Below are 14,071 nucleotides of genomic sequence, written 5' to 3' on the forward strand. Positions count from 1 at the left end.
AAGGAGATGCGTCACCGTGAAATCTTCGGCCGGAGACCGGACGCTGCTGGCGGTCGTGTACGCGCTGCTGGCCGTCATGGCTTTCATCTCGTTTTACCCGTTCTGGAACGCGGCGGTGATCTCTTTCAACAACGGCACGGACACTATGCGCGGCGGCATCACATTCTGGCCCCGGCACTTTACGCTGGAGAATTACCGGGTCGTGTTCGGGGACAGCCGCCTGATTAACGGATTCCTGATCTCGGTGCTGCGCACGCTCGTCGGCACCTTCGTCTCGATCGGCGCCACGGCGATCTTCGCTTACGGCATGAGCAAAACCGAGCTGATCGGCCGCAAATCCTATATGGTGTTCTGCATCGTTACCATGTATTTCAGCGGCGGGCTGATTCCGACATTCCTGCTGATCCGCTCGCTCGACCTGTTCAACACCTTCTGGGTCATGGTGATTCCCGGCATCATCAGCGTATGGAACATGATCATTTTCCGGACCTTTTTCAAAAGTATACCGGCGGGGCTGGAGGAATCGGCCCGGATCGACGGCTGCACCAACTGGGGCGTGCTTTTCCGGGTCGTGCTGCCTTTGTCGGGTCCCGTGATCGCCACGTTATCTTTATTCACGTCCGTTTACCACTGGAACGACTGGTTTACGCCCAGTATCTATATCAGCAACGCCGATCTGCTCCCGATTCAGACCAAGCTTCAGCAGATTCTGAATTCGAATATCATGAGCGAGCAGATGGCCCAACTGGACGCCGCGGCGCAGGGCCGGATGGGACGAATGAAAGCCGTGACGACCAAATCGCTGTCCATGGCCACGATGATGGTAGCGACGATTCCGATTTTGTGCGTGTATCCGTTTCTGCAAAAATATTTCGTCAAAGGTGTACTGGTCGGTTCGCTGAAAGAATAGACGACAAGGGGGCAGGGCGATGAAAATCGGCAAAAAGACGTTCGGATTCTGGCCGGCGGCGTTTGCGGTCGCGTTTGGGCTGGCGGGATGTTCGGGAGGCGGAGACGGCGCGGGAACCGCGGCGGGCGACACCAAAGCGGAAGCTTCGGCGGGACAGTCCGGCGGAGGCGCGTATGTGCTGGGCGAGAATCCGCTCGAATTTTCTTTTTACGGCCACTACGACTGGTATACGATGCCGAACTGGGGCGAAGACGAAGCGTCCAAATGGATCAAGGCCAACAAAAAGGTCAATGTCGTTCCGGTCAGTTCGGGCGGCAACGCCAAGCAGAAGCTGAGCACGATGATCGTGTCGGGCGAGCTGCCGGACGTGATCTGGACGGAACGCGGGGCGGACGTGGAATCGCTGCGGCAGGCCGGGGCGCTCGTGCCGTTCGACGATTATCTGGACAAATACCCGAATCTCAAAAAGTGGGCCGGCGACGAAACGCTGGACATGCTGCGCTCCGAGGACGGCAAGCTGTATCAGTTTCCCAACTGGTATACGACGCAGCCCAACGGCAACGCCGGTTATCTGGTGAACAAAAAAATCTACAACGAACTGGGCGCGCCATCGCTCGAAACGACCGACGATCTGCACGATTATCTATTGAAAGTCAAAGAAAAGTACCTGGACGTCGTGCCGCTCGAAGTGGGTCAGTCCGCGTCGGGCATCGATATCATGAGCTCGGCTTTTGCGGAAAACCGCCCGTATCTGTACAGCTCGCGCAGCATGATGGCCGTGCCGTCGGGGGATGCGATGACCTCGGCGTTTACGGACGAGACGTTCCGCGAAACGCTGGTGTACGCCAATGAATTGTACCGGGAAAAGCTGATCAGCCAGGATGCGTTTACGCAGCCGCTCGAACAGGTGGAGCAGAAGATCGTAACCGGCAAAGCGGCCGTGTACGTCGCGTCCAGTCCGACCGAATTCGGGGCGATCGGCAACTCGATGCTCAGCGCCGAAGATCCCGAAGCGGGCTATATCATGGTCTGGCCGGTGCACAAAGCGGGGCTGGACAAAAACAAAATTTTTCCCGGCACCTACAATCTGCTCGGCTGGAACGTCAGCGTGATTACCACTTCGGCGAAAGACCCGGAAGCGATCTTCGCGTTCCTCGATTGGCTCACCGGGCCGGAAGGCCAGCGCATCAGCATGTGGGGACCGGAAGGGACGTACTGGAAAGGCGTGGACGAAGACGAAGCCCCGCTCTTTACGGACGCGTTTACCACCGACACCAAAGGGCGCGACGAGCTGATGAACTCCACCGTCAATCTGCAGTGGGTCGGCAATACCGTGTACGTGGACAATTCCAAGATGAAGTTCGAATCCACGCTGCCGGAGGAGAAGAAAAGCTGGGAAACGAAATGGCAGTCCGAGATTACCTGGAAAACGCAGTACGATACGACGGAGTTCGTCAATCTGAACCCGGCCGGCGATTCGAATGAAGGCATTATCGAGCAGAGCGTCGGGGAGATCTACGAGAAAGCCAGAGCGCAGGCGATCCTGAACGCGGGCAGCGAAGCGGAAGTGCTGGATATCCTGGACAAAGCGGAAAAAGACGCGCAGCAGGTGGGCTACGCGCAGCTTCTGGAGTATAAAACGAAGAAGTGGCAGGAAAATCTGGGCAAGCTGGGCCGGTAACTTAAGCGGCAAACCAAGCGCACGACTATAATTCGGCGGCAGCGGGCCCCGCGTTTATCGGATGCGGGGCCCGGGACGCTTACGGGAGCGAAGAAAGTTGAATTATTACTTGGGCGTTGACGGCGGAGGCAGCAAAACGCTGGTCGTAGTATGCGAAGAGACGGGCCGGATTGTCGGCCGGGCCGAAAGCGGATGCGGCAACCATCAGTTGGGCGCGGACGCCGCCGAACGCAATATTCGCCTGGCGGTGGAAGACGCGCTGGAGCAGGCGGGGGTAAGCCGCGAACAGGTGACGCGGTCCGTATTCGGACTGGCGGGAGCCGACCGCGAAGCGGATTTCCGGATTCTGCGGCCGATGGTCGCGCGCATGGGATTGGACCCGCACCTCATTGTGTGCGATACCGTGATCGGTCTGCGCGCGGGAACGCGCCGGGCTTACGGCGTCGTCGCCATCTGCGGCACGGGCACCAACTGCTACGGAATCAACGCGCGGGGCGAACAGCTTCAGATCGGCGGCTTCGGCTATGCGTTCGGCGATTTCGGCGGAGGTTCGGAACTTGCGGTGGAAGCGTTCCGCGCGGTAATCCGGGCCTGGGAAGGCCGGCAGAATCCGACGCTGCTCACGGAAGCCGTGCTGCGGCAGCTCGGGCTGAACTCGGAAGAAGAAATGTTCCACCGTTATTTGGACACCGGACGGCGTATTCCGTCCGTCTTGGCCAAAGCCCTGTTCGAGGTGGCGGAATTCGACGAAACGGCAAGAACCATTCTGGCGCGCCAGGGACGGGAACTCGGCCGGACCGCCGCGGCGGTCGTCCGCCGGCTGGACATGGAGCGGGAGCGCTTCGATCTTGTGCTGGCCGGCAGCGTGCTGACGCGCGGGGACAGCCGGTACATCGTGCCGGCGCTCGACGAAGAGATGCGGGCGGCCGCGCCGGACTATAGTCCGGCGATTCTGACGATGGAACCGGTGGCGGGCGCTCTGTTTATGGCGATCAACGAAGACGGACCGGCGGACGAAGAACTTTACCGGCGCATTCATCAACAATTGAACGTAAAGGCGGCGAGCGTATGACGCAGCAGGGCTTGAAAATAGCGGTGATCGGGGGCGGTTCTTCGTATACCCCCGAGCTGATCGAAGGGTTTATTTTGAATTACGCCACGTTTCCGGTCCGGGAGATCGTGCTGGTCGATATCGAGCCGGGCCGGCGCAAACTGTCGATCGTCGGCCAGCTCGCCCGGCGCATGGTCGCCAAATCCGGACTGCCGATTACGGTCAAGCTGACGCTGGACCGGCGCGAAGCGCTCGCGGGAGCGGACTTCGTATCCACCCAGATGCGGGTCGGCATGCTCGAAGCGCGCGGCTGGGACGAAACGATTCCGCTCAAGTACGGCATGATCGGCCAGGAAACGACCGGTCCGGGCGGCATGATGAAAGCGCTGCGGACGATTCCCGTCCTGCTGGACGTGGCCCGCGATATGGAAGAGCTGTGCCCGGACGCCTGGCTGCTCAACTTCACCAATCCGGCGGGCATGGTCACGGAAGCGGTCAACAAGTATTCGCGCATCCGGACGATCGGGCTGTGCAATTCGCCGATCGCCGCTTACAAATGGCTGTCGCAGCTCTACAAGGTCCCGATCGAACGCATCTCCTGCGAATTCGCCGGCCTGAACCATCTGCATTATATCAGCCGCATCGAGATCGACGGGGAGTCGAAGCTGGAAGAACTGCTGGACAACCGGGACGGGTACTCCGCCCGGAACGTGCCGCAGTACGAGTGGAACGGCGCGCTGCTGCGCACGCTGAACGCGATTCCGTCCTACTACCTGAAATACTTCTATCTGCACCGCGAACTGTTGGCGGAGCAGCAGGCAGCCGCGGCCAGGGGCGAGACCCGGGCCGAAACGGTGCAGCGCCTGGAGGAGGAATTGTTCGAGCTGTACCAGGACGTCAATCTGGCCGAGAAACCCAAGCAGCTGGAGCAGCGCGGCGGCGCTTACTACTCCGAAGCCGCCGTTCGGCTGATGAACTCCCTTCACAACGACAAAGGCGATATCCAGACGCTGAACGTGGCGAATAACGGCATCCTCGACTTCCTGCCGGACGACGCCTGCATCGAAGTCAACTGCCGGGTACAGCGAAGCGGCCCCGTCCCGCTTCCGGTCCAAACCGTGCCCGAAGCGGCCAAAGGATTGATCCACGCCGTCAAGACGTACGAACAGCTCGCGATCCGGGCCGCCGTCACCGGCAGCCGCGATCTCGCCCTCACCGCCCTGGCCCACCACCCCCTCGTGCCTTCGGTAAGCGCCGCCGAGAAGATGCTAAACGAGATGCTGGAGCGGAACAAAGCTTATCTGGGGCGGTTTTTTATGGACGAAGCGGCGGTGCGGTAAGAGGGAAAGAAGGTAAGAGGGTAAGAAGTAAAGTAACCGATGGGAAGTTGAACAGGGAGGCTGGACAGGATTGGCATAAGCCGCAAGTTTTATCGGTCCCGAAGGTGCTCGGACTATGCGAATTGCAGGATGACTCGGCGACCTGGCAGGGTAGAGCTGTGGAGCAACCGAGCAACCGAACTGCTGAGCCGCTGATCTTGCTGAGCAACCGAGCAACCGAGCTGCTGAGCCGCTGATCTGGCTGAGCAACCGGGCAACTGGGCTGCTGAGTCGCTGAGCTACAGAGCTACGTTGACTTTTTGTCAACGTAGGCGTCGAATACACCTCCTACTGCCGACTTACATTGCCGAAAAAGCAACGTACAAGCTTGAAATGGACGAATTCCTCCTGATCTACGCTTTTACGTTGCCGAATTGTCAATCTAGTCTGCATTTTAGCTCGTATTTCCGTTCTACATTGCTTTTTGAGCAACGTAGAATCGCCCCAAGCGCACTTCCTAAGCTCTTTGAAGATCCCAGCTTCTTCGAAGGGCTTTTTTCACGCGTAAAAAAGACACGAGCGCGAAGCTCGTGTCTGCTGCTTTTGAAAGTCTACCCACCTTTTCCGAAAAACTTTCAAACGCAGCCAAAACGTCACTTCACGATCGTGTCCGTCAACAAATAATCGTCGTCGCAGTCCAATACCGTCAGCCGCCCGTGGCAGCACGGAAACACCGTCAGCCGTTTGCGGCCGGTATGAATATCGTCCAGCTCGCTCGGCTTGATCGGCAGCAGGACGTTCTCGGCGCCGCAGAACGGGCAGACAGGCACCGTGAGATCACCCATCGAACGGTCGTAGGGCAGCGCTTTTTCAAAAGGAATCATGAGGTTACTTCTTCTCCCCGCTGCCGTCTTCGGGTTTGTTTGCCGAAGCGGCGTCTTCTTCCTGTTTGGCGAGCTGCGCCATTCTTTGCATCAGGATGTGCTGCGGCATATGCATCAACTGTTCGATCGGAACGTTGAGTTGTTTGGATAATTTGATCGCCGTGTCCGGCGAGATTTGCAGGGGTCGCATTGGCTTTCCCTCCCATGTGAGATTTGGCTTCATGAGACGTTTTCGATATAGTTATACTGTACCATGAGGCCCGTCCAAACACCATACGGGCTCCGAGAACGAACGGCAGAGCCGTATAGATCAGCAGCGAAAGGTGAGGAAGCAATGAGTCAACGGTTGAGACAAACATGGGATCTGGAAACGATTTTCCCCGGAGGATCTTCTTCTGAGGAATTCGATGCCTTTTTGAAAAAGCTGGCGGGAGACGTGGATGCGCTTGCAGCGAAGATCGGCGGCATGCAGCCTCCTTCGTCGGCGGACGAAACCGCCGCGTTCGATTCGGTGTTCGACGACGTGCAGGGGATTTCCTCGCGCTTCCGTCAGGCCGGGGCGTTTGTGTCGTGCCTGGGCGCGCAGGATCAGAACGACCAGAAAGCGGGGCAGCTCGCCGCGCGCGTCGGTTCGGTCCGCGCCCGCTGGCAGAGCGTGCTCGCGACGTTCGACAGCCTGCTGCAAAATACGGAAGACGGCGTCTGGGAAGCGTGGATGAGCCGGGAAGTGGTATCGCCGGTGTCGTTCAATCTGAGCGAAAGCCGCCTGCAGGCACGCGAGAAAATGTCGCCGGAACTCGAAAGCCTGGCGCTTTCGCTGTCGGTGGACGGCTACCAGGGCTGGAGCAGCTTCTATAATACGATTGTGCGCCATGTGCGCGTCAAGTTTACGGAAAACGGCGAAACGAAGCTGCTGTCCGCGGCGCAGGCGGCCAACAAGCTCGGTTCCGCCGATCCCAAGCAGCGCGAAGAGATGGGCAGGAACTGGGAGCAGGCCTGGGCCGATGTGGAAGACTACTGCTCCGATACCTTGAACCATCTGGCCGGCTTCCGCTTGGCGCTGTACGAGAAACGCGGCTGGGAAAACGTGCTGCGCGAGCCGCTCGAAATCAACCGCATGTCGGACCAAACGCTGGAAACGATGTGGCGGGTCATCACCGACAACAAACCGGTCTTTGTCGAGTACCTGAACCGCAAAGCGAAGCTGCTCGGCACGGACAAGCTCGGCTGGCACGACGTCGACGCTCCGGTCGGCGAGTCGGCGGACAAGATTCCGTACGACGACGCGGCGGAGCTGATCGTCGAGCAGTTCCGCAGCTTCAGCCCGCGCATGGCGGACTTCGCGCGCGGCGCATTCGATCAGCACTGGATCGAAGCCGAAGACCGCGCCGGCAAACGGCCGGGCGGCTTCTGTACCGCGCTGCCGCTGACCAAACAGACGCGTATCTTTATGACTTACAGCGGCACGGCATCCAACGTATCGACGCTGGCGCACGAGCTGGGTCACGGCTACCATCAGCACGTGATGGACGAACTGCCGACGTTCAGCCAGCGCTATGCCATGAACGTGGCCGAGACCGCTTCGACGTTCGCCGAGATGATCGTCGCCGATTCGCTGGTCCGCAAAGCGTCCAGCGAAGAAGAACGCCTGGTGCTGCTGGAAGACAAAATTCAGCGCAGCATCGCGTTCTTCATGAATATCCATGCCCGCTTCCTGTTCGAAACGCGTTTCTACGAGAAGCGCCGCGAAGGGCTGCTGACGCCGCAGGATCTGAGCGACCTGATGGTCGAAGCGCAGCAGGAAGCGTTCTGCGGCGCGCTGTCGGACTACCATCCGCATTTCTGGGCGTCCAAGCTGCATTTCTACAACACGGGCGTGCCGTTCTACAACTTCCCGTATACGTTCGGCTATATGTTCAGCACCGGCATTTATGCGCGGGCGCAGCAGGAAGGCGCGGCGTTCGCGAACAAATACGACGCGCTGCTGCTCGATACCGGACGGATGCGGGTCGAAGATCTGGCGCAGAAACATCTGGGCGTCGACCTGACGCAGCCCGATTTCTGGCAGGCGGCGATCGACGTCAGCATTGCGGATGTGCATACGTTCTTGGAAATGACGAAAGACCGCGTCTGATCGCGGCTTGCGCTTTTCTCTTCGGGCGAACGGATCAAGCCGCAGAGGCCGATTCTCTATGCGTTCGCCTCCTATGGCAAAAAGCGATTTCCCGGTTTCGGGGAATCGCTTTTTTACGGCTGTTCGATGATTGTTTCGGCCGCGCGGTTTACAGGAAATCTTCGCGCGCCGGCGTAAACGCATCCAGCAGCACGGAATCGTCTTCGAGCGGAATGCAGCCGTGCAGAGCGTTGGACGGGAAATGGATGCTGTCGCCTTCACGAACGATCTGCTCTTCGCGCCGCCCGCCGTCTTCGATCGCGAAGCGGAAGCTGCCCTGCATCACGTAAGTAACCTGTTCGTGAATATGCTTATGCAGCGGAATCTCGCCTGCGGCCGCTTTGGCGAACAGCACTTTGACGTACATCAGCTGCGGACTGTGCGCCAGCACTTTGCGGGTCGTGTTCCCATCCACCGTATCCAACCGAATATCCGAGTCTTTAAAAAACATCATAATCTCCTCCTATATGGATAGTATAGCTTATTCTATTTTCAAATAAATCGATTTAGTTAAAACCAGCGAAAAATCCCCCAGAGAATACCGGAAAGCGTCGTAAAGTCGGGATCGGCAAACGTAACGCCTTCGGCGCCGAGATACGAGAACAGCGGCAGCGTAAGCGCGGGCAGCAGACACAGCAGGAATCCGCAGAAGCCGCTGGACAGCACCGCGCCCCGGAATCCGCCGGTCGAGTTGCCGAAGATGGCGGCCGCGCCGCCGGCGAGGAAGCAGGCCATAATGCCGGGCACGATCACGGGCAGGCCGAAGACCGGGAACAGGAACACGCAGGCGACGCCGGTAAAAAAGCTGACCAGAAAGCCGACCAGAGCGGAATTGGGCGATTTGTCGAACAGGACGAGCACGTCGACGCCGGGAACGGCGCCTGGCGCAAATACCTGCGAGAAGCCTTTGAACGCCGGGACGATCTCGGTCGTGAACAATTTGACGCCCGCTTTGGCGATATACAGACCCGCGGCGAAGATCGCCGATTGTTCAAGGATAAACACGATGTATTCTTTGCCGTCGGCCAGTTCGCTTACAAAAGCGGAGCCGGCAAACAGTCCGGATACGAGCAGCAGAATCAGCATAGTCAGCGTCGTGGCTACGTTCGGATCGCGCAGGAAGCTGATGCGGTCGTTGATTTTGACATTTTCCGTATCGTGGGCGGGATTGCCGAACCACTTTCCGAGATAGGTGCCGATCAGGTAAGCGGTCATCGAAGCGTGGGCGATCGTGTATTCGTCGGATTGGATAATCTTGCGGCTCGCGCCCCGCAGCAGGTAAGGAAAGACGGCCATATAGCTTCCGATCACGACCGAACCGACGATGATCGTAACGAGCGAGCTAATTCCGAGCCCGCGCATCACCGCCGTGACGGCAAAGCACATAAACAGGATCAGGTGCAAAGACAGGTAGATGTATTTGAACTTGGTGACGCGGGCCAGCACGATGTTCACGATCATGGCGAACAGCAGAATAACCGCGGCGTCCGCGCCGAGCTGATCGATCGTCAGCGACATGATGGCTTCGTTGCTCGGCACCACGCCTTTGAGATTGAAAGCGTGCGAGAAGATCTGGCTGAAATTCGTCAGCACGCCGCCCAGAATGCCGCCGCCCACTTTGATCATGGTGAAGCCCATAAAAGAAAGCGTGGTCCCGGTAATAACCTCGGTCAGCTTCCTGCGCTGGAAGATCAGGCCCAGAAACGTCACGATGGCGATAATGATGGAAGGTTCGCGGATAATGCTCATAAACGTATGCATAAGAATCTCCGGCTTCTTTCTGTGAGGGATTTTTTAAACAACCGTTCTTACTAAATCGATTTAGTATAAGCGCAAAAAAATTTTGAACCAGCAGAGCGATAAAGAATATAGCCCGAATAATTTGTGAATATAATCACAATTCGCTGTGTAAAACGTCCGTTTCCCGGCGCTCCTCCTTTCCTAGCCCAATTATAGCGTCTTATTTCCGTTTTGCAACAACAAAATTAAAGCGCTACCAAAAAAACGAAAACGGAATCTTCGGCTGCTGCCGTTCGATCCCGTCGATCCGCCGAAAAGGCCGGCTTAATCTTGTTCATTCGCGTTCTGCACGGACTCTCTCGGATTCAACGCGGGACTCAACCGAAAAATTTCCGCCGCCCGGCGCGGTTCGTGTTCTTTACGGTCGATCTGCCGCAGCAGCAGCTGCGCGCTCCTTTTACCGATCTCGAAGCTGGGCTGGGATACGGTCGTGATCGGGGGCGTATAGAAAGACGCGAACGAAACGTCGTCGATCCCGATCAGGGAGAAATCGCGCGGAATGGACAACGATTGGTTTTTGGCATAAATCAGCACCTGTTCGAGAATCATGTCGTTGGTGGCGACGATCGCGCTCGGAGGAGGCGATAAGCGAAACAGTTCCCCGATCAGCGTCTGCATCTCGTCCAATCTGCCGCTTTTGACATAGGCTTCGTCGACTTCGATTCCGCTGTTTTGAAGCGTTTGACGATAGCCCTGGAGACGTTCGCTTCTCGTCGTGATCGCTTTTTGACCCAGGGGGAACGTCAGGATGCCGATGCGGGTATGGCCGCGTTCGACCAGGGATTGCACCGCGAGGCTGCTGGCAAGTTCGTTGTCGAGCAGCACCGTATCCACGTCGATGCCGTCGATTTTGCGGTCGATAAACACGAAAGGATAGCCGCTTTTGAGCATCGACTGATACAGCTTGCGGTTTTGTTCGGTCGGGAAAATGATAAGACCGTCCACCTGGCGGGCGATCATCGACTGGACGTACTTATTTTCCTTGAGCGGATCGTCGTCGGTGTTGCATACGATCACCTGAATCCCTTTGAGCTGGCACTCGTCTTCGATCGCGCGCACCACTTCCGTCGTGAATTTCGATAAAATGGTGGACGAAACTACGCCAACGATAAACGTCTTTTTTTGCTTGAGGCTGCGCGCGACTTCGTTCGGAATATAGTCGAGCTCTTCGATCGCCAGTTGGATTTTCTTCTTGGTTTCTTCGCTCATATAGTGATACCGCTGGTGCAGATACTGCGACACGGTGCTTTTGGATACGCCGGCGCGCAGGGCTACATCCTTTAACGTTGATGGCATGGATCGTTCAGCCTCCCAAGCTGGTTTACCGAGCAAAATGAAATTCGGAGCGCCGCAAGTCTAATTTTTGAAAAAGCGGCGTCCTGATTGTACTTTTCAAGTATAACGCGCCGGCTATTGCCGGGGAAATAAAAACGCGCATAACGATTGCGATACCAAAAAGGGAAGCTCGAAAAAAGGCGATCAAAAGTCGAATGCGCTCGCCTTTTGTTTGAATATGACTGAAAAATGGAGGTTATTTGCAATAAAATAGTTATATTTACCCAATTCTTTAGACATGTATTGAAGATGGCAATTTAGCCATTTATAATTAGATCAAGCGCTGCATACCGGTATGAAATAACTAGTTTAAGCGGGTCATCTACTAAGGGGGACTATAATGTTTGTCGTCAACGAGTATTCGCTTCCAAGACAGCTGGATATCGTATTCAAAGAGCTGGGAGAAGAATTGTCGGGGTTGGAGTCGGGGACTGTGTTCGTTCAAATTCGCAACAATGTAATCGGGAAATTCGGGGTGCGTCATACGCCGCTTGCCGGCCGGGACGGACATCTGGAAGGACCGGACTGCGGGCTGAACGAACAGCAGATTCGCGCATTCCGCAATATGGCGATCGAATCGCTCGACTACAAGAAGAGCTGGACGCACGGGGAAATCAACTACGATTTTGCGATCCGTAAAGCGGCCGTCGTCGTGGATGCGCAGTTCGAATCCAACTACAATATGGCGAGCAGCATGATTCGTTATCCGAAGCCTTCGTACAAAGAAGCCCGTTCGGACCTTTCCTGACCGGGAGGCGGGAAAGGATGCGCATTCCGGAAAGGGAGCCGGATGCGCCGGGGGACGAATACCGATAAGGACTATCGGATTCGCTGGGAGCGAATGCCGGTAAGAACTACCGGATTCGCTGGGAGCGAATGCCGATAAGGACTATCGGACTCGCTGGGAGCGAATGCCGATAAGGACTATCGGATTCGCTTAGGAAATTTGACAAAGAACGTGCGCGGACTTATGATGTCTGCACACGACAATGCGATGATGGGGACAAGTAGGCGGGTGCGGCTTTCTGCAGAAAGCCGGCGGCTGATGCGAGCCGGCGGAAGCGGCCCGACCGAATGGACCCTGGAGTGCCGGAGCCGAACCGGGAGCGAACCGCTTCCGCAGTAGGCCGGCCGGATTCCGTTCCCCGTTACCGGGACGGTCAAGATCGATTTGACGCGCGCAATTGTGGAAGTACATACTTTCGCGCGAATCGATGAATAAGGGTGGTACCACGGTCTCACGTCCCTTGCGGACGCGGGGCCTTTTTGTGTTTCTTTTTCGAAGCGGACAACGAAAATGGAGGAATCAGGCAGATGAAAAAAGTACTTTCGGGCATTCAACCCAGCGGGCAGCTGACGATCGGCAACTATATCGGGGCAATCAAAAACTTCGTAACTCTTCAGCACGACCACGAATGTTATTTCTCGGTAGTCGATCTGCACGCGATCACCGTGCCGCAGGACCCGGCGGCGCTGCGCGAGCAGTCGGAATCGGTGGCGACGCTGTATGCAGCGGCCGGCATCGATCCGGAGAAATCGAATATCTTCATGCAGTCGCATGTTGCGCAGCACGCGGAACTCGGCTGGATGATGACGACGCTCGTCGCCATGGGCGAGCTTGAGCGGATGACGCAGTTCAAGGACAAATCGGCGGGCAAAGGTTCGGTCGGCGCGGGACTGTTCGTCTACCCGGCGCTGATGGCCGCGGATATCCTGCTGTACCAGGCCGATCTGGTGCCGGTCGGCGAAGACCAGAAGCAGCATCTGGAACTGACGCGCGATCTGGCGGGACGCTTCAACAGCCGCTTCGGCGAGTATTTCAAAGTGCCGGACCCGTATATCCCGGAAGTGGGCGCGCGCGTCATGTCGCTCGACGACGCTTCGAAGAAGATGAGCAAAAGCAACCCGAACGCCGGCAGTTATATCGCGCTGCTCGATCCGCCCGACGTGATCCGGAAGAAACTGAACCGGGCCACGACCGATTCCGGCGGCGAAGTGCGCTACGATCCGGCGAACAAACCGGAAGTCAGCAACCTGATGAGCATTTACGCCGAATGCACGGGCCTTAAGCTGCCGCAGGTCCAGGAACATTTCGAAGGCAAAATGTACGGCGCGTTCAAAAAAGAGCTGGGCGAAGCGGTCGTGTCGGTGCTGGAACCGCTGCAGCAGCGCTACAGCGAGATCCGCGAATCCGGCGAGATCAAGCGCATTCTGGCCAAAGGCGCGGAACGCGCCGGAGCCGTCGCCGAAGAAACGATGAAAGGCGTGCGCGAACGGATGGGCTTTTTGCCGAAATACTGATGCATGCCAAAAAGCTGCCGCCTCCTTGAACGGAGGACCGGCAGCTTTTTGGAAAGACCGTTTATAAGGAAAGGCAGGCCGCTAAACGCCGCTCGTTTTGCGGCGGATGCGTGCTTTGGTGACGAAGCCCCAGCCGATATTGAGCACCGCTACGACGCCGACGCCGGCGGCCAGCAGGGGAGATTCGTTAATCAGAATGGCGCAGAGCGTAATCAGGGCCATCGAAGAGGCGGCGAACCAGAGTGCGAGACCTTTATTCATCGAAAAACCTCCGTTTTTGTATGGGGAATGTTTCGGCAAACCGGAGTTTGCTTATCTCTGTCTAGTATACGCCATAACAGACGCAAAAATCCAAAATTTTCTCGCTTATGTATGTACCCAATTTCACACGGTTTTTCACAGCTGCAATCTATATTTAAAATGAAAAGCTCACGAAATTGTCAAATTACCGAACTTGTATTGAGAATCGTTGGCAATTAGAAGGGGGTTTGATATGATAAACGTCATAGCGATACCGTTTCTCGGCCGATGGTTCGGCCGATTCTGGTCATTATCGTCATACACCCGCGCGCCTTCACGAGGCCGCGGATTTGAAAGACATAAGGAGGAGTCAAGGG

13 protein-coding genes are annotated in these 14,071 nt (G+C 56.9%); 7 read left to right on the forward strand and 6 right to left on the reverse strand.

All coding sequences use genetic code 11. From position 1 onward, the window contains the following. The first annotated feature begins 16 nt into the window (after positions 1–16). The 4 genes from QWJ34_RS14550 to QWJ34_RS14565 all read left to right on the forward strand — a co-directional run bounded on the left by QWJ34_RS14550 (position 17) and on the right by QWJ34_RS14565 (position 4,982). Positions 17–910, forward strand: coding sequence for a carbohydrate ABC transporter permease (locus tag QWJ34_RS14550; protein ID WP_302728871.1), 894 nt, complete (start codon positions 17–19; stop codon positions 908–910). Positions 911–929: 19 nt separating this feature from the next. Continuing rightward, entirely contained in the window at positions 930–2,591 is a 1,662-nt protein-coding gene (locus QWJ34_RS14555; RefSeq protein ID WP_302728873.1) for an extracellular solute-binding protein, read from the forward strand. A gap of 97 nt (positions 2,592–2,688) precedes the next feature. Beyond that, complete coding sequence (locus QWJ34_RS14560; protein ID WP_302728875.1) at positions 2,689–3,663, forward strand: N-acetylglucosamine kinase; 975 nt, start codon at positions 2,689–2,691, stop codon at positions 3,661–3,663. Beyond that, entirely contained in the window at positions 3,660–4,982 is a 1,323-nt protein-coding gene (locus QWJ34_RS14565) for a 6-phospho-beta-glucosidase (protein ID WP_302728877.1), read from the forward strand. The genes QWJ34_RS14560 and QWJ34_RS14565 overlap by 4 nt, the downstream gene beginning before the upstream one ends. 632 nt (positions 4,983–5,614) lie before the next feature. On the opposite strand, the gene QWJ34_RS14570 is transcribed toward QWJ34_RS14565, so the two are convergent. Together QWJ34_RS14570 and QWJ34_RS14575 are read right to left on the reverse strand one after the other, a co-directional pair. Then, on the reverse strand, positions 5,615–5,845 hold the full coding sequence (locus QWJ34_RS14570; protein ID WP_302728878.1) for a hypothetical protein: 231 nt from the start codon (positions 5,843–5,845) through the stop codon (positions 5,615–5,617). 4 nt (positions 5,846–5,849) lie between these two features. After that, positions 5,850–6,035 (reverse strand): YycC family protein, encoded by a 186-nt coding sequence (locus tag QWJ34_RS14575; protein ID WP_302728879.1) that lies wholly within the window; start codon positions 6,033–6,035, stop codon positions 5,850–5,852. A gap of 144 nt (positions 6,036–6,179) precedes the next feature. Here QWJ34_RS14575 and QWJ34_RS14580 point away from each other — a divergent pair, with 144 nt between their 5' ends. Further along, positions 6,180–7,979, forward strand: a complete 1,800-nt coding sequence (locus QWJ34_RS14580; RefSeq protein ID WP_302728880.1) for a M3 family oligoendopeptidase — start codon at positions 6,180–6,182, stop codon at positions 7,977–7,979. A gap of 148 nt (positions 7,980–8,127) precedes the next feature. Here QWJ34_RS14580 and QWJ34_RS14585 read toward each other — a convergent pair whose 3' ends face one another. The 3 genes from QWJ34_RS14585 to QWJ34_RS14595 all read right to left on the reverse strand — a co-directional run bounded on the left by QWJ34_RS14585 (position 8,128) and on the right by QWJ34_RS14595 (position 11,114). Beyond that, complete coding sequence (locus QWJ34_RS14585) at positions 8,128–8,472, reverse strand: cupin domain-containing protein (RefSeq protein WP_302728881.1); 345 nt, start codon at positions 8,470–8,472, stop codon at positions 8,128–8,130. A 56-nt stretch (positions 8,473–8,528) separates the two neighbouring features. Next, positions 8,529–9,779, reverse strand: coding sequence for a PTS ascorbate transporter subunit IIC (locus QWJ34_RS14590; RefSeq protein WP_302728882.1), 1,251 nt, complete (start codon positions 9,777–9,779; stop codon positions 8,529–8,531). 303 nt (positions 9,780–10,082) lie between these two features. Continuing rightward, positions 10,083–11,114, reverse strand: coding sequence for a LacI family DNA-binding transcriptional regulator (locus QWJ34_RS14595; protein ID WP_302728883.1), 1,032 nt, complete (start codon positions 11,112–11,114; stop codon positions 10,083–10,085). A 379-nt stretch (positions 11,115–11,493) separates the two neighbouring features. Between QWJ34_RS14595 and QWJ34_RS14600 the strand changes: the two genes are divergently transcribed. Both QWJ34_RS14600 and trpS read left to right on the forward strand, forming a co-directional pair. Then, positions 11,494–11,901 carry an O-methyltransferase gene (locus QWJ34_RS14600; RefSeq protein WP_302728885.1) on the forward strand — a complete coding sequence of 136 codons (408 nt, stop codon included), beginning with the start codon at positions 11,494–11,496 and terminating at the stop codon, positions 11,899–11,901. A gap of 566 nt (positions 11,902–12,467) precedes the next feature. Next, positions 12,468–13,454, forward strand: coding sequence for a tryptophan--tRNA ligase (gene trpS / locus QWJ34_RS14605; RefSeq protein WP_302728887.1), 987 nt, complete (start codon positions 12,468–12,470; stop codon positions 13,452–13,454). A gap of 81 nt (positions 13,455–13,535) precedes the next feature. On the opposite strand, the gene QWJ34_RS14610 is transcribed toward trpS, so the two are convergent. Continuing rightward, positions 13,536–13,715 carry a hypothetical protein gene (locus tag QWJ34_RS14610; RefSeq protein WP_302728889.1) on the reverse strand — a complete coding sequence of 60 codons (180 nt, stop codon included), beginning with the start codon at positions 13,713–13,715 and terminating at the stop codon, positions 13,536–13,538. Between the last annotated feature and the right edge of the window lie 356 nt (positions 13,716–14,071).

Source organism: Saccharibacillus sp. CPCC 101409 (assembly GCF_030518235.1).
Lineage (GTDB): Bacteria > Bacillota > Bacilli > Paenibacillales > Paenibacillaceae > Saccharibacillus.